The sequence below is a fragment of the Saccharopolyspora sp. MMCC62 genome (assembly GCF_057736575.1).
Map to the genome: position 1 here is coordinate 397,201 of NZ_JBYKCM010000006.1, position 24,734 is coordinate 421,934.

General features: G+C 72.8%; 21 protein-coding genes. 10 read left to right on the top strand and 11 right to left on the bottom strand.

Annotation, left to right across the window (positions count from 1 at the left end):
• The first annotated feature begins 224 nt into the window (after positions 1-224).
• From AC29IT_RS17265 to AC29IT_RS17300, 8 genes are all read left to right on the top strand, one after another.
• The gene (locus tag AC29IT_RS17265) at positions 225-1,403 is read left to right on the top strand and encodes a 4-oxalomesaconate tautomerase (protein WP_488219405.1); all 1,179 of its coding nucleotides are present in this window, start codon (positions 225-227) and stop codon (positions 1,401-1,403) included.
• Positions 1,400-2,425 (top strand): amidohydrolase family protein, encoded by a 1,026-nt coding sequence (locus AC29IT_RS17270; RefSeq protein ID WP_488219406.1) that lies wholly within the window; start codon positions 1,400-1,402, stop codon positions 2,423-2,425. Before AC29IT_RS17265 ends, AC29IT_RS17270 begins: the two co-directional genes overlap by 4 nt.
• Before the next feature lie 16 nt (positions 2,426-2,441).
• A complete protein-coding gene (ligK, locus tag AC29IT_RS17275) occupies positions 2,442-3,125 on the top strand; it encodes a 4-carboxy-4-hydroxy-2-oxoadipate aldolase/oxaloacetate decarboxylase (RefSeq protein ID WP_488219407.1) in 684 nt (227 codons plus the stop codon).
• Between the two features lie 68 nt (positions 3,126-3,193).
• Positions 3,194-4,108, top strand: coding sequence for an amidohydrolase family protein (locus AC29IT_RS17280; protein ID WP_488219408.1), 915 nt, complete (start codon positions 3,194-3,196; stop codon positions 4,106-4,108).
• 46 nt (positions 4,109-4,154) lie between these two features.
• On the top strand, positions 4,155-5,540 hold the full coding sequence (locus AC29IT_RS17285; RefSeq protein WP_358435712.1) for an MFS transporter: 1,386 nt from the start codon (positions 4,155-4,157) through the stop codon (positions 5,538-5,540).
• 21 nt (positions 5,541-5,561) lie between these two features.
• A complete protein-coding gene (locus tag AC29IT_RS17290) occupies positions 5,562-6,569 on the top strand; it encodes a VOC family protein (protein WP_358435714.1) in 1,008 nt (335 codons plus the stop codon).
• Positions 6,570-6,613: 44 nt separating this feature from the next.
• Complete coding sequence (locus AC29IT_RS17295) at positions 6,614-7,969, top strand: MFS transporter (protein ID WP_488219409.1); 1,356 nt, start codon at positions 6,614-6,616, stop codon at positions 7,967-7,969.
• 42 nt (positions 7,970-8,011) lie between these two features.
• Complete coding sequence (locus AC29IT_RS17300; RefSeq protein WP_358435720.1) at positions 8,012-8,677, top strand: GntR family transcriptional regulator; 666 nt, start codon at positions 8,012-8,014, stop codon at positions 8,675-8,677.
• 3 nt (positions 8,678-8,680) lie between these two features.
• Here the strand turns inward: AC29IT_RS17300 and AC29IT_RS17305 are convergent, their stop codons facing one another.
• The 11 genes from AC29IT_RS17305 to AC29IT_RS17355 form a co-directional block, all read right to left on the bottom strand.
• Positions 8,681-10,330 carry an AMP-binding protein gene (locus AC29IT_RS17305; protein WP_488219410.1) on the bottom strand — a complete coding sequence of 550 codons (1,650 nt, stop codon included), beginning with the start codon at positions 10,328-10,330 and terminating at the stop codon, positions 8,681-8,683.
• A 19-nt stretch (positions 10,331-10,349) separates the two neighbouring features.
• Positions 10,350-12,398: an FAD/NAD(P)-binding protein gene (locus AC29IT_RS17310; RefSeq protein WP_488219411.1), complete on the bottom strand. Its 2,049-nt coding sequence runs from the start codon at positions 12,396-12,398 to the stop codon at positions 10,350-10,352.
• Positions 12,376-13,776: a TrpB-like pyridoxal phosphate-dependent enzyme gene (locus AC29IT_RS17315; protein WP_358435729.1), complete on the bottom strand. Its 1,401-nt coding sequence runs from the start codon at positions 13,774-13,776 to the stop codon at positions 12,376-12,378. Before AC29IT_RS17315 ends, AC29IT_RS17310 begins: the two co-directional genes overlap by 23 nt.
• Before the next feature lie 124 nt (positions 13,777-13,900).
• Positions 13,901-14,176, bottom strand: coding sequence for an acyl carrier protein (locus AC29IT_RS17320; RefSeq protein WP_358435732.1), 276 nt, complete (start codon positions 14,174-14,176; stop codon positions 13,901-13,903).
• A 96-nt stretch (positions 14,177-14,272) separates the two neighbouring features.
• Positions 14,273-14,866 (bottom strand): LysE family translocator, encoded by a 594-nt coding sequence (locus AC29IT_RS17325; RefSeq protein ID WP_488219412.1) that lies wholly within the window; start codon positions 14,864-14,866, stop codon positions 14,273-14,275.
• Between the two features lie 442 nt (positions 14,867-15,308).
• On the bottom strand, positions 15,309-16,709 hold the full coding sequence (locus AC29IT_RS17330) for a rhamnulokinase (protein WP_488219413.1): 1,401 nt from the start codon (positions 16,707-16,709) through the stop codon (positions 15,309-15,311).
• Positions 16,706-18,742, bottom strand: a complete 2,037-nt coding sequence (locus AC29IT_RS17335; protein WP_488219414.1) for a bifunctional aldolase/short-chain dehydrogenase — start codon at positions 18,740-18,742, stop codon at positions 16,706-16,708. Before AC29IT_RS17335 ends, AC29IT_RS17330 begins: the two co-directional genes overlap by 4 nt.
• Positions 18,743-18,762: 20 nt before the next feature.
• The gene (gene rhaI, locus AC29IT_RS17340; protein ID WP_488219415.1) at positions 18,763-19,932 is read right to left on the bottom strand and encodes an L-rhamnose isomerase; all 1,170 of its coding nucleotides are present in this window, start codon (positions 19,930-19,932) and stop codon (positions 18,763-18,765) included.
• Positions 19,929-20,309 carry an L-rhamnose mutarotase gene (locus AC29IT_RS17345; protein WP_488219416.1) on the bottom strand — a complete coding sequence of 127 codons (381 nt, stop codon included), beginning with the start codon at positions 20,307-20,309 and terminating at the stop codon, positions 19,929-19,931. Before AC29IT_RS17345 ends, rhaI begins: the two co-directional genes overlap by 4 nt.
• Positions 20,306-21,601 (bottom strand): MFS transporter, encoded by a 1,296-nt coding sequence (locus AC29IT_RS17350; RefSeq protein ID WP_488219417.1) that lies wholly within the window; start codon positions 21,599-21,601, stop codon positions 20,306-20,308. Before AC29IT_RS17350 ends, AC29IT_RS17345 begins: the two co-directional genes overlap by 4 nt.
• A gap of 277 nt (positions 21,602-21,878) precedes the next feature.
• Positions 21,879-22,511 (bottom strand): TetR/AcrR family transcriptional regulator, encoded by a 633-nt coding sequence (locus tag AC29IT_RS17355; protein WP_488219418.1) that lies wholly within the window; start codon positions 22,509-22,511, stop codon positions 21,879-21,881.
• Positions 22,512-22,596: 85 nt separating this feature from the next.
• Here AC29IT_RS17355 and AC29IT_RS17360 point away from each other — a divergent pair, with 85 nt between their 5' ends.
• Complete coding sequence (locus tag AC29IT_RS17360) at positions 22,597-23,439, top strand: SDR family oxidoreductase (RefSeq protein WP_358435754.1); 843 nt, start codon at positions 22,597-22,599, stop codon at positions 23,437-23,439.
• Positions 23,436-24,533, top strand: a complete 1,098-nt coding sequence (locus AC29IT_RS17365; protein WP_488219419.1) for an MBL fold metallo-hydrolase — start codon at positions 23,436-23,438, stop codon at positions 24,531-24,533. The genes AC29IT_RS17360 and AC29IT_RS17365 overlap by 4 nt, the downstream gene beginning before the upstream one ends.
• The last annotated feature ends 201 nt before the right edge of the window (positions 24,534-24,734 follow it).

Below are 24,734 nucleotides of genomic sequence, written 5' to 3' on the forward strand. Positions count from 1 at the left end.
TGGCGGTGCGATGCTATGGCGCCCCGCCGCTGGTCGCAGCGCTGGAAGCGCGCTGGTGCCGGAGCGCGGGCCGGGCCGGCGGCCTCGTCGGGCGCCCGGTGGCGGGAGCCCGGATCGACGCCCGATTTTGTCGAAGGGATTGTTAACAATCGTGTTCATAGTTTAGATTCCTCGGCATGACCACGGCGGGCGCCGCACTCGCGGCGCCCCGGAGGAGGAATGCCATGCCCGCCGACGCCGGCCCGGCCGCGCGCTCGCACCGCCGCGGTGCGCAGACCGCGATCCCGTGCCTGTTCCTGCGGGGCGGCACCTCGCGCGGCCCGTTCTTCGACGAGCGGGCGCTGCCCGCCGACGTCCCCACCCGCGACGCCGTGCTGCTGGCCGCGCTCGGCTCGCCCGATGACCGGCAGATCGACGGCATCGGGGGAGCGCACCCGCTCACCAGCAAGATCGGGATCGTGCGCCCGGGCGACCGGCCCGGCGTCGACGTGGAGTGGACCTTCGGCCAGGTGCAGCCGGGTGGGAGCAGCGTCGACACGACCGCGAACTGCGGGAACATGCTCGCCGCAGTGCTCCCGTTCGCCGTCGAGACCGGCATGGTCGTCCCGGACGCCGACCGCACCACCGCCCGCGTGCTCACCCGCAACACCGGCATGGTCGCCGAGATCACCGTCCGCACCCCCGCCGGACCGGACGGGACCAGGCACGTCGAGTACGCGGGCGAGGCGCGCATCGACGGCGTCCCGGGCACCGCCGCCCCCGTCGAGATCGGGTTCCTGGACACCGCGGGCTCGGTCGCCGGATCGCTGCTGCCGACCGGGAACCCGCGCGACACCGTCGACGTCCCCGGCCTCGGCGCGGTGGACGTGACGTTGATCGACAACGGGCAGCCGCTGGTGGTCGTCCGCGCGGACCGGCTCGGCGCGACCGGCTACGAGGACCCCGCCGAGATCGACGGCGACGCGGAGCTCAAGGCGAAGGTCGAGGCGCTGCGGCTGGTCTGCGGCCGCGCGATGGGGCTCGGCGACGTCGAGGCGAAGAACTACCCGAAGATGACGCTGGTCGCACCGCCCCGGCACGGCGGCGACCTGTCCACCCGCAGCCTCATCCCGCGGGTCGCGCACCGCTCCATCGGCGTGCTGGCCGCGGTCACCGCCGCCACCGCGTGCGTGCTGGAGGGCAGCGTCGCCCGCGAGGTCGCCGCCGAGGTCCGCGGCACCGAACCGACCGTCTCGGTGGAGCACCCGTCCGGCGAGTTCAGCGTCGCCCTCGGGCTCGACCCCGCCGAACCGGGGCGGGTGCTGCGATCCGGGTTGCTGCGCACCGCCCGCCTGCTGATGTCCGGCGAGGTCCTCGTGCCCGCCGCCCTCTGGAATCCCGCTGCCGAGGAGCGTTCCGCGTGATCATCGACGTGCACGGCCACTACACCACCGCCCCCGAGCCGCTGGGCCGCTGGCGCGACGCGCAGGTCGCCGGGCTGGCCGATCCGGCGCTGCGGCCCGACCCGGCCGGCCCGGTCATCGGCGACGACGAGATCCGCGAATCCCTCGAAGCCCACCAGCTGCGGCAGATGGACGAGCGCGGCATCGACGTCACCGTGTTCTCGCCGCGCGCCTCGTTCATGGCGCACCACGTCGGGGACTTCGCGACCTCCGCGGCGTGGGCGCGCATCTGCAACGACCTGTGCCACCGGGTCTCGGAGCTCTACCCGGAGCGGTTCGCGCCCGGCGCGATGCTGCCGCAGTCGCCCGGGGTGGATCCGGCGACGACCCTGCCCGAGCTGGAGCGGGTGGTGCGCGAGCTGGGCGCGGTCGCGGTGAACATCAACCCCGACCCCTCCGGCGGGCACTGGACCGCGCCGCCGCTGACCGACCGGCACTGGTACCCGGTGTGGGAGAAGCTCGTCGAGCTGGACGTGCCCGCCATGGTGCACGTGTCCACCAGCTGCAACGCGGCGTTCCACACCACCGGCGCGCACTACCTCAACGCCGACACCACCGCGTTCATGCAGCTGCTGCAGGGCGACCTGTTCGCCGACTTCCCCGAGCTGCGCCTGGTGATCCCGCACGGTGGCGGTGCGGTGCCCTACCACTGGGGCCGGTTCCGCGGGCTCGCGCAGGCGCTGGGCAAGCCGGAACCGGAGGAATCGTTGCTGGGCAACGTCTTCTTCGACACCTGCGTCTACCACCAGCCGGGCATCGACCTGCTGCTGGACGTGATCCCGCACGAGTCGGTGCTGTTCGCCTCGGAGATGGTCGGCGCGGTGCGCGGCGTCGATCCCCGCACCGGGCACCACTTCGACGACACCCGCCGCTACGTCGAGAAGGCCGGGCTCCCCACCGATTCCCTCGCCGCGATCGAGGAGCGCAACGCCCGCCGCGCCTACCCCCGGCTGGACGCGCGCCTGACCGCGCAAGGCCGCTGAACCCCGAAGGAGCACCGTGCACGAATTGGGAATCGTCCACCGGACCGTCCAGCGCGCCGATCGCGACGCCGTCGAAGCCCTCGCGGAGTTCGGCGTCGCCACGGTGCACGAGGCGCTGGGCCGGGTCGGCCTGCTGCGCCCCTACATCCGCCCCGTCTACGAGGGGGCGAAGGTCTGCGGCACCGCGGTCACCGCGCTGCTGCAGCCCGGGGACAACTGGATGCTGCACGTCGCCGCCGAGCAGGTGCAGGAGGGCGACGTGCTGGTCGCCGGGTGCACCACCGAGTGCGAGGACGGGTTCTTCGGCGAACTGCTCGCCACCTCGCTGCGCGCCCGCGGTGCGCGGGGGCTCGTCATCGACGGCGGCTGCCGCGACGTGGACGAGCTGCGCGCCATGGACTTCCCGGTGTTCTCCCGCGCCATCAACGCGAAGGGCACCGTCAAGGCGACCCTCGGCTCGGTGAACGTGCCCGTCGTGGTGGCCAACGCGCTGGTCGAACCGGGCGACGTCATCGTGGCGGACACCGACGGCGTGGTCGTGGTGCCCGCGGCGAAGGCGCCGGAGGTGGCGGCGGCCGCCGCGAAGCGGGAGGCCGGTGAGGCGGGCAAGCGCGCGCGGTTCCAGGAGGGAGAGCTCGGCTTGGACCTCTACGACATGCGCCCGAAGCTGGCGGCCATGGGACTGACCTACCGGGACTGAGCTCCCGGAACGCGAACCGGCGGTCCCGTGCACCGACGCACGCCGCCCCGGCGGCAGGAGGAGAACCCATGAGCACCGAAGTCACCCCGGGGTGGCTGCCCTGGCACCCGGAACCGAGCGCCCCGGCGTTCACCCCGCCCGCGGGCTCGGTCGACGCGCACTGCCACGTGTTCGGTCCCGCCGCGCGGTTCCCGTTCGCCGCCGAGCGCAAGTACACCCCGGTCGACGCGGGCAAGGAGCAGCTGTTCGCGCTGCGCGACCACCTCGGCCTGGCCCGCAACGTGATCGTGCAGGCCACCTGCCACGGCACCGACAACAGCGCGCTGGTCGACGCGCTGCGGGCCTCCGGCGGCCGGGCCCGCGGGGTGTCCTCAGTGGACGGTGACATCACCCCGGCGGAGCTGGACCGGTTGCACGAGGCCGGCGTCCGCGGGGTGCGGTTCAACTTCGTCAAGCGGCTGGTCGACACCGCGCCCACCCGGACGCTGCGCGCCATCGCCGAGAAGATCGCGCCGCTGGGCTGGCACGTGGTGCTCTACTTCGAAGCCCGCGACCTGCCCGACGTCGACGAGCTCGCGGCAGGCCTGCCGGTGCCGATCGTGATCGACCACCTGGGCCGGCCCGACGTCGAGCAGGACCCGGACGGCCCGGAGTTCGGCCGGTTCCTGGACTTCGCGGACCGCCACCGCGCGTGGGTCAAGGTCTCCTGTCCGGAACGCCTGTCCCGCACCGGCCCGCCCGCGCTCGACGGCGAGCGCAACGCCTACGCCGACGTGGTGCCCTTCGCACGCCGCGCCGTCGAGGCCTTCCCGGACCGCGTCCTGTGGGGCACCGACTGGCCGCACCCGAACCTCACCGACCACATGCCCGACGACGGGCTGCTGCTCGACCACGTCCCGCACATCGCGGTCACCCCGCAGCAGCGGCAGGCGCTGCTGGTGGACAACCCGATGCGCCTCTACTGGCCGGACGAGCAGGCCTGATCCACGGCCGGGCGACGAAGCCCGGTCCCGCCCCGAGGAGACCGCAGTGCAGCACCCCGTCAACGGCGACGAACGGTCCGCGAACGCGGCGAACCGGCTCGACCGGTTGCCGATCTCCCGATTCCACCGGACCACGATCGCCGCGCTGGCGTTCGCGTACTTCTTCGAGTTCGCCGACATCAACACCTTCGCCATCACCGCGCCGAAGGTCCGCGAGCAGTGGGGCGCCGACGTCGGCCACATCGCCTACGTGACCTCGCTGTCGTTCGTCGGCATGTTCCTCGGCTCGGTCGTGGCCGGCGGGATGGCCGACCGGCTGGGCCGGAAGCGGACGCTGACGCTGACCACGGTGTGGTTCTCGGTGTGGTCGCTGGCGACGGTGTTCGCCTGGGACATCGCCTCGATGGGCGTGTTCCGCGTGCTGACCAGCGCCGGGCTCGCCGCGATGACCGTCGTCGCGGTCGTGTACCTCAACGAGCTGTTCCCGCGGGCGAAGCGCGGCAAGTTCCAGGCCTACGTGATCATGATCGGCATCTGCGGCACCCCGGTCACCAACCTGATCGCCGCGCTGGTCGTGCCGATGGGGGAGCAGACCTGGCGGCTGGTGTACCTGTGGGGCGCGCTGGGCGTGCTGTTCCTGTTCTTCCTGCGCAGGCTCGTCGAATCCCCGCAGTGGCTGGAAACCCGCGGCCGCCACGAGGAGGCCGACGCGGTGCTGCGGGGCCTGGAGGACGCGGCGTCGGCCGAGCACGGCGCCCTGCCCGCCGCCGTCGAACCGGTCGCGGTCGCGCCCGCCGCGAAACCGGGGCTGCGCCTGCTCAAGCAGCGCCGGTTCCTGTTCCCGACCCTGCTGCTGTCGGTGCTGTGGATCACCCAGACCATCGGGTTCTTCGGCTTCTCCTCGTGGGCGCCGACCCTGCTGGCCGCCGAGGGCGTCAGCGTGGAGGACTCCATCTTCTTCGTCGCGCTCACCACCGTCGGCGCACCGCTCGGGTCCTTCCTCGCCGCGCAGGTCACCGACCGGGTCGAGCGGAAGTGGGCGCTGGTGGTGTTCGGCCTGATCATCGCCGGTTCCGGGCTGCTGTACGGGTTGACGTTCCTGCCGGTGCTGGTCGTGGTGTTCGGCTTCCTGGTGAACCTGTTCGAACGCGGCTACACCTCGCTGGCCTACGCCTACTCGCCGGAGCTCTACGACACGGCGGGCCGCTCGCTGGGCACCTCGGTCTCCTACGGGCTCGGACGGCTGTCCAACGCGTTCGGGCCGCTGATCATCGCCGCGCTCTACAGCGGGTACGGGTACCGGACCGTCTTCTACTTCATCGCAGGAACCTGGGTGGTGGGCGCGCTCGCGCTGGCGCTGTTCGGCCCTGCCACCCGCAAGATCCGGCTGCGAGCCGAGTCGGCGGAACCGGAACCCGCCGCCGGTCGCTGAACCCTTCGGAGGAGAGGCCGCATGCACCCCGTACCGGAGCACCTCACCACCCTCGAGCGGATGGCCGCCGACACGCCCACCCGGCCGCCGCTCGGCGACATCGCCCACCTCGGGCACGTGCAGCTGTTCACCCCGTGCCCCGCGGACACGGTCGCCTTCTGCACCGAGTTCCTCGGGCTCACCGCCACCGCGCAGGACGGGGACCACACCTACCTGCGCACCTGGGACGACTACGAGCACCACAGCCTGGTGGTGACCCGCCGCGACCGGCCCGGCGTCGGGCGCACCGCGCTGCGCTGCTCCTCGGCCGAGGCGCTGGACCGCCGCAAGACCGCCGTGCAGGCCGCGGGCGGCAGCGGGCGCTGGGTGCGCGACGAACCCGGGATCGGTCCGCTGTGGACCACGGTCGACCCGGACGGGCACGAGATCGCGCTCTACCACGAGACGTCCTGGTACGAAGCGCCCGCGGAACTCGCCCCGGCGCTGAAGAACCAGCCGCAGGCCAAACCCGGTCGTGGCGTCGGAGTCCGCAGGCTCGACCACGTCAACTACCTCGCCGCCGACGTCGCGCAGGCCAGCGGCTTCCTCGTCGACGTGCTCGGTGCCCGCCCGACCGAGCAGATCCGGCTGGACGACGGCGAGATCGCCGCCCGCTGGCAGACCTTCACCCAGAAGTCCTACGACCTGGTGCACACCAAGGACCGCACCGGCTCCTCGGGCCGGCTGCACCACATCGCCTTCGCCACCGACACTCGCGAGGACGTGCTGCGCGCCGCCGACCTCGCCGTCGACACCGGCGTGTTCATCGAGACCGGGCCGCACAAGCACGCCATCCAGCAGACCTTCTTCCTCTACGTCTACGAGCCCGGCGGCAACCGCGTCGAGCTGTGCAACCCGCTCACCCGCCTGGTGCTCGCCCCCGACTGGCCGCTGATCACCTGGACCGAGCGGGAACGAGCGAAGGGGCAGGCCTGGGGCCTGCAGACCATCGAGTCCTTCCACACCCACGGCACTCCGCCGGTCGACTGACCGGTCGTTCGTTCGGCAGCGCACAGCTCAACGAGGAGCCCGCCATGAACCGGACCACACCCCCGACCGACCCGACCGGCCCGTCCGACCCGCCCGGCGCGACCGACCCGACCGCCCGGCGCCGCGCGATCGTCATCGCGCTGTGCTGGGCGCTGGTGCTGCTCGACGGCATCGACACCTTCGTCTACGGCTCGGTGCTGCCCGAGATGATCGGTGCCGGGCACCTCGGGCTCACCGACGCCACCGCGGGCGAGATCGGCAGCGCCACCACCTTCGGCATGCTCATCGGCACGATCCTGTCCGGTACCGCCACCCGCTGGGTCGGCCGCCGCCCGGCGGTGTTCGCCTCGGTGGCGCTGTTCACCCTGGCCACCCTCGGTTCCGGGCTGGCGGGCAGCGCCGCCGTGTTCGGGTTCTGCCGGCTGCTGTGCGGGTTCGGGCTCGGCGCGCTGCTGCCGATCGCCATCGCCTACGGCATGGAGTTCTGGCCGGGGAGCCGCCGGGCGCTGGCCACCGGGGTGATCATGACCGCGCACCAGGCTGGAGGGGCGCTCGCGCCGCTCATCGCGCTGGTGCTGGTCGACACCGCCGGGTGGCGCTGGGTGTTCGTCGCCGGCGCGGTGCCCGCGGTGGTGCTGCTGCCGGTGGCGGTCCGGCTGCTGCCGGAGTCCCCGGCGATCCTGGCCGCGCGGGGCAGGCCGGAAGCGGCGGCCGCGGTCTCGGCGCGGCACGGGATCGCCCCCGCCGCGCCCGCGCCCGAGCGGCCGGACCGCTGGGCGGGCCTGCGGGCGCTGTTCAGCGGCGGGCGGTGGCCGGTGACGCTGCTGTTCTGGCTCACCTCGTTCGCCGGGCTGATGCTCGTGTACGGGGTGGGGCAGTGGCTGCCGAAGATCATGGGCGATCTCGGCTACGAGACCGGTGACGCGCTGCTGTTCTCCACCGCGCTCAACGTCGGCGGCATCGTCGGCATGCTGGTGGCGGGCCGCCTCGCCGACCTGGTCGGGGCGCGGCGGATCGTGGTCGTCTGGTTCGCGCTGACCGCGGTGTTCGTGTACGTGCTGGGCGTGCACCTGCCGGTGGCGGTGCTCTACGCGGTGGTGTTCGTCGCCGGGCTGCTGCTGTTCAGCGGGCAGAGCATGGTCTACGCGGCCGTCGGTGCGCACCACGACGCGGGCGATCGGGACACCGCGCTGGGCTGGGTCGCCGGGATGGGCCGGTTCGGCGCGGTGTTCGGGCCGTGGCTCGGCGGCGCGCTGCTCGCCGCGGGCCGCGCCGACCTCGGATTCACCGCGTTCGCGGTGACCGGCCTGTTCGGCGCCGTGATGATGGCCCTGGCGAGCTCGACCATCCGGGTCCGCTCCCGGAGCTCCTCGGGGCAGGCGTCCGAGGCCGGTGGTTAGAATCGGTGGACAACATTGTTCACAATTGTGCGGGGTAGGGCAGTGACGACAGCGAAGCGCGAGTCCGGGCGGTCGGCGGTGGTCGACGCGATCCGCGACGCGATCACCCGCGGCGACTTCGCGCCCGACCAGCGGCTGGTGGAGGCCGAGCTCTCCGAACGGTTCGACGCGGGCCGCGGTGCGGTGCGCAACGCGCTCGTGCAGCTGGCCACCGAAGGCCTCGTGGAACGCGTGCAGAACCGCGGCGCCCGGGTGCGCGCGGTCTCCCTCGACGAGGCCATCGAGATCACCGAGGTGCGGATGGCCGTCGAAGGCCTGTGCGCGGCGCGCGCCGCCGACCGGGCCACCGACGCGGACAAGGCCGAACTGCGCGAGATCGCCGAGCAGATGCGGACCGCGGTCGCCGGCGGCGACGTGTGGAGCTACTCCGAGCTGAACAAGCGGCTGCACTCCCTGGTGCTGCGGGTCAGCGGTCAGCGGACCGCGCACGAGGTGCTCAGCAGGCTGCGCGGGCAGAACGTGCGCCACCAGTTCCGGCTGGCCCTGCACCCCGGCCGCCCGAGCGTCTCGCTGCCGCAGCACCTGGCGATCGTCGACGCCATCTGCGCCGGTGATCCGGCGGCCGCCGAGCAGGCGATGCGCGCCCACCTGGGCAGCGTCATCGAGGCGCTGCCCGAGGTGGACGGGACGCGGATCACCGCGCTGTGAGCCTCACTCCGCGCTCCTGCGGAACTCCAGCAGGGCGGGGCGCGAGTAGGCGCGGAGCGCGTCGCGATGGGTCTTGCCCGATTCGGTCCGGGGCAGGTCGTCGACGAACTCCACCACGTCGATCCCGGGCGTCGGCCTGCCGCGGGTGTGCGCGGACAGCGCCTCGGCGGTGACCGACGTGGCGTTCCAGCACTCGGCAGGCACGACGAACGCCTTCAGCACCGGTTCCCGGCCGGGTTCGTCCAGCACCAGCACCGCCGTCTCGCTCACCGCGGGATGCTCCAGCAGCACGGCCTCCAGTTCGGGCGGGCTGATGCGGGAACCGTCCGCGCCGTGGCGCACGTCCTTGAGCCTGCCCAGGAAGAGCAGCCCGCCCGACCCGTCCCAGCGCGCGAGGTCACCGGTCCGGTACATCGCGGCGGCACCGCCGGGCGTCGGCCCGTCGAGGTAACCGCGCATCATCCCGACCGGGTTCGCGGTCAGATCCACGCAGAGCTCCCCTTCCCGCCCGGGGCGTTCCGATCCCGGCTCGCACAGCACCAAGTCGTAGCCGGGCAACGGCCTGCCCAGCTCGGTGGGATCGCCATCGAGCCCCGGAGCGACCCCGGCGATGGCGGTGACCTCGGATTGCCCGTACCCGTTCCGCACCCGGACTCCCCAGGCTTCCCGGACCTGGTCGACGATCTCGCGGGTGAGCGGTTCGCCGACGCTCACCGCCTCCCGCAGCCGGACGGTCCGATCGGCCGCACCGGCCCGGAGCAGCGCGCGCCACGTGCTCGGCGACGCGCAGAAGCTCGTCGCCCCGGTGCGCTCCAGCGCGTCGAGGATCCGGTGCGCGCTGCTGGCACCGGGTAGGGACACCAGGCTCGCTTCGGCGTTCCACGGTGCGAACAACGAGCTCCACGGGTGCTTCGCCCAACCGGGAGGCGCGACGTTGAGGTGGACGTCGCCCGGCTGCAGCCCGTTCCAGTACATGCTCGCCAGGTGTCCGACCGCGTAGCTGGTGTGGCTGTGCACGACCAGTTTGGGGCGCGCGGTGGTGCCGGAGGTGAAGTAGTGGAACAGCGGTTCGTCCGGCGCCGTCGGCCCGTCCGGTTCGAACGCGCCGGGTCCGTCCGAGTCGTCGAAATCGGACCAGCCCGGCACCGGCCCGCCGACGGACACCCGCACCTGCGGCTCGGGGAGCGATCCCCAGCCGGCCGCGATACCCGACTCCGCGACCACGTGCCGGACCGAGGCCCGGTGCATCCGGCTCGCCAGCTCGTCCCGCCCGATCGTGGTGAACGTCGGCACGATCACCGCCCGCAGCTTCATGAGCGCGAGCAGCAGCTCCCACAGCTCCGCCCGGTTGTCCAGCAGCACCAGCACCGGTTCGCCGGGGCCGACGCCCCGAGCACGCAACCACGAGGCGACCTCGTCCGATCTGCGCGCCAGCTCCTGGTAGCTGCGGACCTGGTCCGCACCGGGGGCCACGATCCGCAACGCCTCGCGGTCGTTCCCCCGCGCGATCCGGTCGAACCAGTCGAGCGCCCAGTTGAACGTGCTGAACCGCGGCCAGCGGAACTCGCGGACGGCCGCATCGTGGTCGAGCCGGTGCTTCAGCAGGACGTCCCTGGCCGCGCGGAAATCGCCGAAGGCGTTCGTTCCGTCCACAGTGTTCACTCCCGTGACGTCAGTTGGCAGGGCGATCGGCGGGCGCCGGTGTTCGGCGTCCGGTGGGAAGGGCGCCGAGGCGGCGCAGCAGGCTGACGGCGACCACCTCCGCGTCGCGCTCGAACGCGGTCGGAGCACCCGGGCGGCCGTTGCCGATCTGGGTGAACCACCGCGGTCCCTCCGTCGGAATCCCGACGGCGTAGAGCGCCCGGTTCGGTTCGCCGTCGCCTGCGATGACCCGGTATTCCGCGGCGGTGATCGCGATGCCTCCCGTGTCGTGCGCGGTCGTTCCCGCGCCGGTGGCGAACCCGGTGGCGATGCCGTCGGCGACCAGTCGCCGGAACAGCGGGTCCGCGTTCCGGCGCAGGTCCGGCTTGGGGATCTTCGCGTCGATGAGCACCGAGACCGCCCGCTGCGATCCGGGCACCTGCGGCGACCCGACGACGAACCTGCCCTGCTCCGGGTCGGGGAGGAACGTCGCACCGGGGCCGACCACGGCGAGGACGCCCGCGTCCAGCAGGGCCAGGAACTGCTCGGCCCGGATGCCCGGCGGTCCGGTGGACAGCAGCGCCAGCGCCGGGAAGAAGCGCCCGAGGAAGGAATCGCGGTAGGACTCCGGACGCAGCCCACCGAACTCGACCACGGCGCGGATGAGCTCGCGGGCGTCCCGGAACACGTCGGTCGCCGCCTTCAGCGGGCTGTCCACGTTGCCGAGCGCCGCTTCCGCCCGATCCGCCTGCACCGCAGCCCGGACCGCCGCGCGGAACTCCTCCGGGCCGGTGTAGGTCGTCGTGGCGAACGGCCGGGCGAGCCGGTCCGGGTCGAGCGGTGCGATGTCGCCCAGCCCGTGCGCGGCCGCGATCCCCGGCCACCGCTGGACGGCCGCACCCGCGGCGCACAGGTCCGCGGACAGCCGGAGCGCGGCGGTGGTGCCGAAGCGGCCGCGGGCGTGCGTCGCGTAGTACACGTGGTTGATCTCGGCCACCAGCAGCGGCAGCACGTCCCGGTCGAAGTCCAGATCGGCGCGCCCGTGCCTGCCGCACGCCCGCATCCGCAGCTCGTTGATCGCCTCGTGGTGCAGGAACTTCGGCTGGAACGGGCCGCGCCCGGACTTCTGGTTCACCGCTCGCGCGGCGATCGGCATGCCGCTGCGGGAACCCGCCACCACCACCGGCTCGCGCGAGCTCGGCCGGTACCCGAGTTCGCCGTCCTCCCGGTGGAACCGGCCGCCGCGCCCGATGGTCAGCGACAGCAGGACGTCGTAGAACGACAGGCCGAGACCCATCAGCCCGACCTGCGCCCCGGGCGGGATCGAGTCCAGGCCCAGCTCTCCCGGGTTGTCCCCGCGGATGTAGCGCAATCCCGGCGACCGGGCGGCGAACTCCGCCAGCCGCCGTTCCGCTCCGGTGGGTTCGGAGCGGCCGTGGCCGGTGGCGAGGACGACCGCGTCGAAGTCGAGCTCCCGCACCGCACCGTCGATCCGGACTTCGAGGCGGTAGCCCGGATCGTCCCGGTGCAGCGCCACCACGCGCCCGCGGTGCTCGACGACCTCGACCGAGGGCGGGGCGCTGGCCAGCACCGAGCGGTGGACGTGGCCCAGGTAGCGGCCGTACGCGTAGCGAGGTGCGTAGTCGTCCGGCCCGAGCGCGGCCAGTTCGGGATCGTCCTGGTGCCGCAGCCACTCCAGGAACGACCGGCCGGCGCCCGCCCGGCACGGGCCGGGTCCCGCCGCGCCGGAGAACAGGGTCAGCTCGCCGACCACGGTGTTCATCAGGAACCACCGCTCTTGATCGGGCTGCCAGATCCGCCCTCCGCCGAGGTGCGCGTCCTCGATGAGGTGCACCCGCATCGGGAGGTCGGAGCGCGAGCGCAGGTGCACGATCAGGCGCTCGAACACCGACAGCCCGCGGGGGCCGAGCCCGACGATGGCGACCGCCGGTCGCGGCGGGAGCGGTGTCGGTTCGGCGCCGGGCTCGGCGGCCGACGGGACGGCATCCGGCTCGTCGAGCAGGGTGCGCGGGCGGACCGGGTTCGCCCGCGCCCGCTCAGCCGTGCGCGCGGTGCGCATGGGCCGGTCGTTCCTCGTCGATCCGCGGGAGCACGGTGAGCGAGCGGGCGATCTGCTCGTCGGTCGCCGCCATGTCGTGCATCCGGCCGCTGAGGTGCTGGTCGTAGGCCGAGAGGTCGAGCAGGCCGTGCCCGCTGAGGTTGAACAGGACCACCCTCTCCCGGCGCTGCTCCTTGGCATCGAGCGCCTCGTCGATCGCCGCGCGGACGGCGTGCGCGGATTCCGGGGCGGGCACGATCCACTCGTGCTCGGCGAAAGCCGTCCCCGCTTCGAACACCGCTCCCTGCGGGTAGGCCACGGCGTCGATCAGGCCTTGGTGGCGCATCGCGCTCACCAGCGGCGCCGCACCGTGGTAGCGCAACCCGCCCGCGTGGATGCCGGGTGAGACGAACAGGTGGCCGAGCGTGTACATCTTGGTCATGGGCGTGATGCCCGTGAAGTCGTTGTAGTCCCAGGCGTAGTGCCCCTTGGTGAGCTTGGGGCACGCCTCGGGTTCGACCGCCAGCAGCCGGACGTCGCGGCCGGTCCGGACCCGCTCCCCGTGGAACGGGAAGGCGAGGCCGGAGAAGTTGCTCCCGGCGCCGACCGAGCCGATCACCACGTCCGGGAATTCGCCGAGCGCGCCCAACTGGGTCAGCGCCTCCTGCCCGATGACCGTCTGGTGCAGCAGCACGTGGTTCTCCCCGCTGCCCACCGAGAACCCGCGGCCCGCGGTGGTGCTGGCGTGCTCGAACGCCTCGGCGTTGGCGATCGACAGGCTGCCGTCGGTGTCCGGATCGCGCCGCACGGCGGCGCGGCCCGCCTCGGTGGTGGTGCTCGGGCTCGCGATGACCTCGGCACCGGCGAGTTCCATCAGCACCCGCCGGTACGGCTTCTGCTCGTAGCTGCACCGGACCATGTACACGGTGCACTGGATCCCGTAGCTCTGGCAGGCCAGCGCGAGCGCCGATCCCCACTGGCCGGCGCCGGTCCCGGTCGTCAGGTGGGTGATCCCGGCCTGCTTGTAGTAGTGGGCCTGGGCGAGCGCGGTGTTGAGCTTGTGGCTGCCGGTCGGGCTGGCCCCCTCGTACTTGTAGTAGATGCGGGCGGGAGTGCCGAGGAACCGCTCGAGCCGCCGGGCCCGCCGCAGCGGTGTCGGACGCCAGCGGCGGTAGGTCTCGCGCACCTCGGCCGGGATCGGCACGAACCGGTCGTCGCCGACGCTCTGCCGGTACATGGAGAGCGGGATCTGGGGCGCGATGCCGCCGGTGGGGCGGTGGACGTGCGAGTCCGGCCGGGCGCGCCGCAACCGCGCCGCGTCCTCGACGTCCGCCAGGTCGGACAGCACGTTGTACCAGTGGGTGGGCACCGCGTCGTGGTCGGCGGGTTCCTCGGGCATGGCGGTCTCCGTTCCGCGTGCGGGCAGCGCTGCGCGGCGTGCGACGGCCTGCACACGTGCATCGGCCGACCACGCGCGGGAAGTTGCCCGGGGTGGTGTGTCGGAATTTCGGTGCCGCGACCTGTCAGCAGGTGGCGGCGGGCGCGAGGATCTCGATCCGGACCAGGTCGATGAGATCGCCGACGGTCCGCAGATTCGCTTCGAATACCGCTCGGTCGGACACTTCTCCGCCGAGTTCTCGCTCGATTCGCACGATGAGTTCGAGCAGGTTGAGGGAATCCATTCGGATCGCGTCCGAGTCGAGGACGAGATCATTCGTGAGTTCGTGCGGAGAGCGATCGATTCGCAAGGATTCGATCATGATCTGTTTGATTCGGACGTCGTTTTCGGCGGCGTTCATGCGTGTTTCCTCCAGTGCGCGTGCTGAGTCGGCAACGAGGGCGCGCGGGCAGGTGGGCGCGCCGAGCGCGCGGCGTTCTTCGGGGGTGATCGCCCGTCAGGCGAGGGTCAAGGTGTGCAGCCCGAGGACGATGAGCACCGAACCGCTGGCCACCGCCATGCCCGATCGCCAGCGCGGCCGGGTCAGCCGGGCGCGGATCGCTCCGATGCCCGCGACGACGATCAGGTACCAGAGCGTGCTCAACGCGATCTGCACGCCGGCGAGCGTGGTGACCTGCGTGGCGGTTCCCCCGCCCGGCGGCAGGAACTGCGGGAACAGCGCCAGGTAGACGGCCGCCATCTTCGGGTTGGCGAGGCTGGTCATCGCCCCGGTCCGGTAGCAGCCCCAGTGGGACGGAGCGGTCCGGCCGTCCGGGACCAGGTCGGCGCCCATCGGCATCCCCCTGTCGCGCCAGGCCCCGCGCAGGGTGCTGATGCCCAGCCAGCACAGGTAGCCGGCGCCGAGCAGCGTGAATCCGAAGAAGACCTGGTCGGACGCGCGCAGCAGCGCCACGAGTCCGAGCACCGAGGTCGCGGCCCAGCAGGTCAGGCCGGTGGTGCTCCCCGCCACCGCGAACAATCCACCGACCCTGCCGCGTTGGACCGTGGTGTCCACCAGCACCACGAACGACGGGCCGGGAGCCATGATCATCACGATGATGGTGGCGAGAAATGCCGAACTCAGCAAGGTGCGGATCCCCAATCGTTCCCCCGTGGGCGGCCCGCATTCGAGGTGGAACTCGTGCGGTGCCGCGATGTGGATGAAGCTACCGACGGCTCGGCGGCTCGTCCAGCGGCCCGGAAGTGCTTCCACCGGATGGAGTCATCTTTTCGTGCGCATTCGCGTGTTTCGAATGGCGGGGGAGCGGGGGATGCATTTCTGCGGTGGAATCGGCTTGTTTTGCAACGATTGTTCGCATCATGCGGGATGTGCGTGGAGGGGTGGCACGGTCCCGGTGTCCGGTGTCCGGTGTCCGGTGTCCGGTGTCCGGTGTCCGCGGGAATGCGGGAACGCGGGAACGCGCGCGGCGTGCCCCGCGCCTCGCCGCCCCGCTGACCCGCCGTGTCGCTGTCCGAAGTGGACGGTTCGCGGATCACCGCGCCGCGAGCTCGCCGGGGCGGTAGGTGCGGGGTGCGCAGGTGGAGCGGACCAGCGCGCGGAGGGAGTCGAGGCCGCCGGTGAGCAGTCCGGCGGCGCGGGCCTGCACGAGGACGTTGCCGAGGGCGGTGGCCTCGACCGGTCCGGCGACGACCGGGCGGCCGGTGCGCTCGGCGGTCAACCGGCACAGCAGCTCGTTCCGCGCCCCGCCGCCCACGATGTGCACTGTGGACAGTGCACGTCCGGTGAGGATCTCCAGCCTTGCCACGGAGTCCGCGTAGGCCGTGGCGAGGCTCTCCAGGATGCAGCGGGTGAACTCGGCGCGGCCGCCCGGCACCGGCCGGTCGTGCTCGGCCAGCCAGGCGGCGATCCGCGCGGACATGTCGCCGGGCGCGAGGAATCGCGGATCGTCCGCGTCGAACTCGGCGACCGAACCGGCCGGCACTTCGGCGGCCGCCGCCAGCAGCACCGGCAGATCGACGGCCGGGCCGGTGCGCTCCCATTCGGCGACGCATTCGCTCAGCAGCCACAGGCCCATCACGTTGTGCAGGTACCGGATGCGCCCGTCCACGCCGAGCTCGTTGGTGAAGTTCGCGGCCCGCCCCGCCTCGGACAGCAGCGGGCGCTCCAGCTCCACCCCGACCAGCGACCAGGTCCCGCACGAGATGTAGGCGAACGACTCGTCGCGGGCCGGGACGGCCACGACCGCGGAGGCGGTGTCGTGCGAACCGACCGCGGTGACCGGGAGCCCGTCGTCGAGCTCGCCGATCCGCGCACCCGGCGACACCAGCGGCGGCAGCAGCCCGCGGTCGTGGCCGAGGCGCGCGAGCAGCGCGTCCGACCACTCGCCGGTGCGCACGTCCAGCAGCCCGGTGGTGGAGGCGTTGGTGCGCTCGGCGACCTGCTCGCCGGTCAGCCAGTACCCCAGCAGATCCGGCAGCAGCAGCATCCGCTCGGCGATCGGCAGCAGCCCGCTGCGCCGGTCCGCGGCCAGCTGGAACACCGTGTTGAACGGCAGGTGCTGCAACCCGTTGACCTCGTAGAGCTCCGCGGGGCCGATCACCGCGTGCACGTCGGGCACGGCGGCGGCGCCGCGCTCGTCCCGGTAGTGGTGCGGCATCCCGAGCACCCGGCCGCCGCGCAGCAGCGCGTAGTCCACCGCCCACGAGTCGATGCCGACGCTCACCGGGTCCGCTTCGCGCACCGCCCGGTCCAGCCCGGCGGACACCTGGCGGTACAGCTCCAGCACGTTCCAGTGCAGCGACCCGCGCACCCGCACCGGCGCGTTCGGGAACCGGGCGAGCTCGCGCATCCGCAGCTCGCCCGGCCCGGCGTGCCCGAGTACGACCCGCCCGCTGGTGGCGCCGAGGTCGACGGCGGCGACGGTCCCGCTCATCGCAGGAACGCCGCCGCGACCCCGGCGTCCACCGGCACGTGCAGGCCGGTGGTGTGGGCGAGGTCGCCGCCGAGCAGCGCGAACACCGCGTTCGCCACGTGCTCGGGCAGCACCTCCCGCTTGAGCAGGGTGCGCTGGGCGTAGAACTCGCCCAGGTCCTCCTCGGCGACCCCGTACACCTTCGCCCGCTGCGCGCCCCAGCCGCCGGCGAAGATCCCGCTGCCGCGCACCACCCCGTCCGGGTTGACGCCGTTGACGCGGACGCCGTGCCCGCCGAGCTCGGCCGCCAGCAACCGCACCTGGTGCGCCTGGTCCGCCTTGGTCGCGGAGTAGGCGATGTTGTTCGGCCCGGCGAACACCCCGTTCTTCGACACGACGTAGACGACGTCGCCGCCGAGGCCCTGCTCGATCAACACCCGCGCGGCCGCCTTGCTGACCAGGAACGAGCCCTTCGCCATCACGTCGTGCTGCAGGTCCCAGTCGGCGGCGGTGGTCTCCAGCAGCGGTTTCGACAGCGACAGGCCCGCGTTGTTGACGACCACGTCGAGCCCGCCGAACGCGAGCACCGCGGCGTCCACGGCGGCGCGCACCGCGTCCTCGTCGGTGACGTCGGCGCCGACGCCGATCGCCACGTCGGCGGACCCGAGTTCGGCCGCGGCCTCCCGGGCCTTCGCGGCGTCGAGGTCGGCGAGCACCACGGTGGCGCCGTCGCGGGCGAGGCGGGCGGCGGTGGCCTTGCCGATGCCGGAGGCCGCACCGGTGACCAGCGCGACCTTCGTGGCGAGCGGTTTCGGCGCGGGCCTGCGCCGCAGCTTCGCCTCCTCCAGCTCCCAGTACTCGATGCGGAACTTCTCCGCCTCCGCGATGGGCGAGTAGGTGGACAACGCCTCCGCCCCGCGCATCACGTTGATCGCGTTCACGTAGAACTCGCCCGCCACCCGGGCGGTCTGGGCGTCGGTGCCGTAGCTGAACATGCCGACGCCGGGCACGAGCACGATCGCCGGGTCGGCGCCGCGCATCGGCGGCGAGTCCGGGGTGGCGTGCCGCCGGTAGTAGGCCGCGTAGTCCGCGCGGTACCGCTCGTGCAGCTCCCGCAGCCGCGCCGCGGATTCCTCCACGGTCGCGGTCGCGGGCAGGTCCAGCACCAGCGGCGCCACCTTGGTGCGCAGGAAGTGGTCCGGGCAGCTGGTGCCGAGCGCCGCCAGCCGCGGATGTTCCGCGCGGGACAGGAATTCCAGCACTTCGGGCCCGTCGGTGAAGCGCCCGACCTGCCGCCGGTCGGTGCTCACCAGCCCGCGCAGCACGGGGGCGAGCGCGGCGGCCTTGGCCCGGCGTTCCGCGGCGGGCAGCGGTGCGTACCCGTCGAGGGCGGCGCCGAACGGGTCCGGCCTGCCGTGCTCGGCGATGTGCTCGGCGGCGGTGTCGATGATCCACCGCGAGTTCAGCTCGCACTCCTGCGCGGTCGCGCCCCACGCGGTGATCCCGTGCCCGCCGAGGACGGTGCCGATGGCGCGCGGGTGGGTGCGCCTGATCTCGGCGATGTCCTCGCCGAGCTGCCAGCCGGGCCGCCGCCACGGCACCCACACCACCCGGTCGCCGAAGATCTCCTCGGTCAGCGCCGGACCGTCGGCGGCGGTGGCGATCGCGATGCCGCTGTCCGGGTGCAGGTGGTCGACGTGGCAGGCGTCGACGAGGCCGTGCATCGCGGTGTCGATGGACGGCGCGGCCCCGCCCTTGCCGTGCAGCACGTGGTCGAACGCGGCGACCATCTCGTCCTCCCGGTCCGGTCCGGGGTAGACAGCGGACAGCGCGCGCAACCGGTCGAGCCGCAGCACCGCCAGCCCCTGCTCGGTGAGGGTGCCCAGGTCGCCGCCGGAGCCCTTCACCCACATCAGGTCCACCTCCTGCCCGGTGACCGGGTCGACGTCCCGGCCCTTGGCGGAGGTGTTGCCGCCCGCGTAGTTGGTGTTGCGCGGGTCGGCGCCCAACCGGTTGCTGCGGGCGATCAGGTCGTCGACGGTGCGGTTCGGCATGGTCTCCTCTCCTCGGGGCATCAGGCGCCCCACCCGGCCTGCGCGCCGCCGGTGCGCTGTTCGGCGAGCAGCCGCTGGTGGCCGGATTCGGCGTAGGCGCGCATCGGGTCGGCGGGCAGTCCGCGGGCCGCGCGCCACTCGGCCAGCGCCGGGCGGACGTCGGTGTGGAAGGCGTCCATCAGCACCTCGTTGGCGCCGAGCACGTCGTGGTCCTGCTGCGCCTTCGCCAGCGCCGCGCGGTCCACGAGCAGCGCGCGGGCGGTCATCTCCTGCACGTTGAGCACCGAGCGGATCTGGCCGGGGATCTTCTCCTCCACGTTGTGGCACTGGTCGAGCATGAACCGCACCGGCGAGCCCTCGTCCAGCCCGCCACCGGCGATCACCTCGTGCAGGATGCGGAACAGCTGGAACGGGTCGGCGGCGCCGACGATGAGGTCGTCGTCGGCGTAGAACCGCGAGTTGAAGTCGAACGAGCCGAGCTTCCCGAGCCGCAGCAGCTGCATCACGATGAACTCGATGTTGGTGCCCGGCGCGTGGTGCCCGGTGTCCAGGCAGGTGAAGGCCCGGTCACCGAGCGCGCTGACCTGCACGAACGAGGTTCCCCAGTCGGGGACGTCGGTGTGGTAGAAGGCCGGTTCGAAGAACTTGTACTCCAGCACCAGCCGCTGGTGCTCGCCGAGCCGCGCGTAGATCTCGGCCAGCGAGTCGGCGAGCCGGTCCTGCCGGTCCCGCAGCGAACCCTGCCCGGGGTAGTTGGTGCCGTCGGCGAGCCAGATCTTCAGGTCGGTGGACCCGGTCTCGTGCATGATCTCGATGCAGCGGAAGTGGTGGTCGACGGCCTTGCGCCGCACCGCCGCGTCGGCGTGGGTGAGGCTGCCGAACTTGTAGTCGGCGTCCTGGAACGTGTTCGAGTTGACGGTGCCCAGCCGCACCCCGAGCCGTTCGGCGTGCGCGCCGAGCGCGGCGAAGTCGTCCACCGCGTCCCACGGGACGTGCAGCGCGACGGCGGGGGCGAGGCCGGTGAACTCGTGCACCGTGGCGGCGTCGGCGATCTTCTCCTGCGGGGTGCGCGGCGTGCCGGGGGTGCCGAACACCTTGAACCGGGTGCCGGAGTTGCCGAACGCCCAGCTCGGCAGTTCGATCGCCTGCCGCTCCAGGGTGGGGGTGATCTCCTGGAACGTGGTGGTCATGGCTGTGCTCCTTCGTGCCGTGCGAGTTCGTGCCGGGCGAGCTGGTCCGCCAGGTGGAAGACCTCGGGCAGCGCGGTGGTGTTCTGGTCGGCGCGGCCGCCGTCGCCGACGAACAGGTCGGCCATGTACCGCTCCCAGCGGGCGGCGACGGGGGAGGCGGCGACGGGGGAGGCGGCGAGGTGCGCGTCGGAGTCGGCGACCGAGTCGGTCTCGTAGTAGCCGATCAGCAGCCCGTCGGGCCGCAGGAACAGCGAGTAGTTCCGCCGCCCGGAGGCTTCGAGTTCGCGCAGCATCTCCGGCCGCACCGCGGCGTGCCGCCGCCGGTACTCGTCGAGCCGGTCCGGGTCGACCTGCAGCTGGAAGCAGACGCGGGTCACGGCGCCACCACCGCTCCGCCGGTGGTCCCGGAGCCGTACCGCTCCCGCTCGATCTGCTCCAGGCTCTTGCCCTGGGTGCGCGGTGCCCAGATGGTGCCGATCAGCAGCGAGCCGAGCAGCAGCCCGAGGATGAGGGTGCCGAGCCCGCGCAACCCGATCTGGGTGAGCAGCGCGGGAAATCCGACGCTGAGCAGCCCGACCAGCACCCGGGCGGCGAGGAACAGCACGCCCTGCGCGCTGGCCCGGTAGCGGGTCGCGAACAGCTCGCTCGCCCACAGCCCGTAGAACGCCTGCGCCCCGATGCCGGAGGACACGCCCCAGCCGACGGCGAAGAACAGCAGGGTGGGGGTGCTCGCGGGCGCGTAGATCAGCGCGGCCCAGGCGAGCACGCCCAGCGCGGCGCCGGCGCAGTACAGCCACCGGCGGCTGATCCGGTCGGCGAGCAGCATGAACCCGAAGTAGGTGGCGGCGCTGGTGCAGCCCCACACCAGCACCTGCAGCAGGTACTGCTCGGTGGCGGAGGTGAGCCCGACGGCCTCGTACATCCGGGGCTGGAAGATCCCGGCCTGCCCGGCGACGCCGTTCCACAGCGCGTACACGCCGAACAGGAACAGCATCGCCAGCAGGTTCGTCCTCCTGGTGAACAGCCCGCGCAGGCTGTCCGCGAAGGTGACCCGCTCGGGTTCGGCGTTGCGGCTGCGCCACAGCGACGATTCGGCGAGGCCGCGCCGCACCCACCAGGTGACGGCGGCGACCGCGAACAGGTGCAGGAAGATCAACCGGCTGCCGAGCAGTCCGAGCGGGGCGACGACGACGGCGAGCAGGTAGCCGAGCGTCGGCCCGATCGACCAGGCGAGCTGCGCGGCGCCGACGTGCGCGGCGCGCCGCTCGGGCGGCGCCTCTTCGGCGATGTAGGTCCAGGAGGCGGTGACCCCGGCGCCGACGGCGATGCCGGTGAGCACGAACGCGGTCAGCAGCATCCCGAAGGAGGTGGCGAACACCGCGATGAGCACGCCGAGCATGTAGAGCAGCAGGTCGTAGGTGTAGATGAACTTCCGCCCGTAGCGGTCGCACAGCGGCCCGCCGATGGCGGCACCGGCGGCGGCGCCGAACGCGTTCGCGCTGAGCGCGGCGAGCAGTCCGACGGCCAGGTCGTCCAGCCCGAACCGGTCCTGCCAGAGCCCGAGGCTGGTGGCGATCGCGATGATCGAACCGGCCTCGATGTAGTTCGACATGGCCACGGCGATGGTCGCGCGCCACCCGGTCGTGGTCTTGCTCCCGAATCGGACCATCGGCCCTCCTGTCCATCGGCGTTGATGCGCAGGTTCGAGTGCCGAGCGGCACCCGGGATGCATAAAACGTTTCAATCGATGGCGTGCACGATAGGAGCCGATGCGGTGCGGGGGCAAGGCCCGTTCGGGCGCCGGTCGATCGGCCGTAGCGTCGCGATCGGTCATGCGGAACACGTTCGGCCGCGGCCGGATCGATCAGCGGGCTCGGCCGTCCGGGTGCAGCTCGGCGAACCACGCGTGTGTAACGATTAAATACTCGGCCGGTGGCAGGAGTCGATCAGCCCTCCGCGAGGAGCCGGTCCCTGGCTCCCGCGAACAGCGAGGCGCACGCCCGCACCAGTTCCTCCGGCCGTCGGGTCCGCCCGCTGAGCAGCCAGTCGACCAGCAGGTGGTTGACCGCGCCGACGAGCGCGATCGTCGTCAGCCGCCGCTGCGCGCCCGGTTCGACGTCGCCCAGCCACATCTCGGCCAGCAGCTCGGCGAACTCGGTGAGCACCGCGTGCCGCCGCGCCTCCAGCTCCGCCGACACCCCGACCACTTCGACCAGCACGATCCGCGCGCGCCGCTGGTCGGCCACCAGGAACCCGACGAAGGCGTCCAGCCCGCGCCGCGCCATGTCGGCGGAGCCCTCGTGGTCGGCCACCGCCGCCAGCGTCGTCCGGCGCAGCCCGTCGACGAGCTTGTCGTACACCGCGACGAGCGCGGCCTCCCGATCGCGGAAGGACTCGTAGAAGTACCGCTCGGTGAGCCCGGCGTGCGCGCACAGCTGCTTGACCGAGGTCGCCTGGTAGCCGCGGTCGCCGAACAACTCTTGGGCGGCGTCGAGCAGGGTGGCGCGCCGGTGCCGCGCGCGCTCGGCCGGGTCGAGACCGGCGTAGCGGCGGCCCCTCGGGTTCGGCTGGTTCGTCATCGCGCCCCTTCCGCGGCGAGGAGGACGTCCGCTACCTTAGTCATCTGACACGACGTCGTGTCAGATCAACTTGCGAGGTGGGGACGTGCGGAGAGCGCCGGACGGCATGGTCATCGCGGTCACCGGCGGCGCCCGCGGCATCGGCCGCGAGATCGCGCGGACGCTGGCCGCGGCGGGTGCCCGCGTCGCCATCGGGGACCGCGACCTGGCGGCCGCCGAGAGCACCGCCGCCGAACTGCCCGGCAGCCTCGCCGCGTTCCCCGTCGACGTCACCGACACCGGCTCGTTCGCGGCCTTCCTCGACGCGGTCGCCGACCGGTGGGGGCCGATCGACGTGCTCGTCAACAACGCGGGCGTGATGTGGGTCGGCCCCTTCGACGCGGAACCGGAGAACGCCGTGCGCCGCCAGCTGGAGGTGAACGTGCACGGCGTCATCCGCGGCGTCCGGCTCGCCGCCCCGCGGATGCGCGAGCGCGGGCGCGGGCAGATCGTCACCATCGCCTCCGGGGCCTCCAAGTTCGCGCCACCGGGCGAAGCGACCTACGCCGCGACCAAGCACGCCGTCCACGGCTACCTGGACGCGGTGCGCGCCGAGCTGCACGGCAGCGGCGTGCGGCTCTCGCTCGTGCTGCCCGGCGTCGTCGACACCGAGCTCGCCGCGGGCACCGCCACCGGCCCGGTGCGCAGGCTCGCCCCCGCCGAGGTCGGCCGAGCCGTGCTCCGCGTCGTCCGGCGGCCCCGGTTCGAGCTCAGCGTCCCGCGCCGGTTGGGCTTCGCGACCTGGCTCGCCCGCGTCCTGCCCGACCCCGCCCGCTACCGGTTGCAGCGCGTCCTGGTGCCGGACCAGGTCGCCGCGGTCGCCGGGGACACCACCCGCAGCGCGTACCAGAACCGCGCGCTCACCGAAACCGACGAGGAGACCCGATGACGGCGACCGCCACGCCCACCGTCCGCCCGATCCCCGAGTTCGAGGGCGTGCACGACGTCTGGCCCCGCGGTGACCGCCTCGAAGCGGTGCGCGAGGCGGCCGGCCGCTACCGGGAGCGGTTCCTCTCCCAGGGCACGATCCGGGCGATCCGCAGCATCGACATCGCCGCCGCCCCGTACCCGTCGCGGTACGCGTTCCAGGGCTACAACCTGTCCCTCAACCCGATGATCTCCATCATCAACCGGATGTTCGTGATCCAGTTCGAGGGCTTCGACGGGGAGCTCAAGACCCTGGTGTGGGAGCCGACGGTGGCGGCCGGGTCGGTCGAAGCGCCGTTCTACGCGAAGTTGCAGCGGATCGCGGGCGACTTCCTCTCCGACAAGGTCTTCGCCAAGTACTACAACGATCCCGACGAGGTGCTGCCGCGGCTGGGGCTGCGCAACTCCGACGTGGACTACGTCAGCTTCGACCACCTGCACGTCCAGGACGTGCGCATGATCATGGGCAGCGATCGGGTCATCCCCGGTGAGCGGGAGCCCCGCGCGCCGCTGTTCCCCGGCGGGAAGCTGCTGGTGCACCGCAAGGAGCTCGCCACCCTCGAATCCCCGCACCCCATGCAGTGGGCGTGGTACGTCGACGGCGGCATGGACGGCGTGCCCGCCGAACGCCTCGAAGTGCTCGACGGCGACGTGGAGCTCGGCGTCGGTGTCAGCCTGCTGTGGACGCCAGGGCACACCGACGGCAACCACTCGCTGGTGGTCAACACGCCCGACGGGGTGTGGGTGTCCTCCGAGAACGGGATGGCCGCCGACAGCTGGCAGCCCGAGCTCTCCAAGATCCCGGGGGTGAAGCAGCAGGCCCGGTTCTTCAACCGGGAAGTGGTGCTCAACGCCAACACGCTGGAGGACTCGCTCGACCAGTACGACTCGATGGTCAAGGAGAAGACGATGGCCTCGCGCTCGCCCCGCGACCCGCGCTGGCTGCAGATCATCCCGTCCTCGGAGTGCGCCGACTGGAAGCGGCAGTGGCCGGTCGTGCCCACCTTCACCCACGGCGGGCTCGACTACGGCGAGATCTCCCGGCGGCGGGCCTGAGCCGCCCCCGAGTCCGCCCGGAGTGGGGGGGGGGCCCCCCGCCCCCCCCGGGCCGCCCCCGCGGGGGGCCCCCCCCCACCCCCCGGGGGGGCTCGACTCGGGCGTGATCGCCGGGGGGGGGGCCGGCCCCCCCCCCGCGGCCCCCGGGGGGGCCCGCCCGGCCGGGGGCCGGGGGGGCGCGGCCGGAGCGGGTGAACGGCG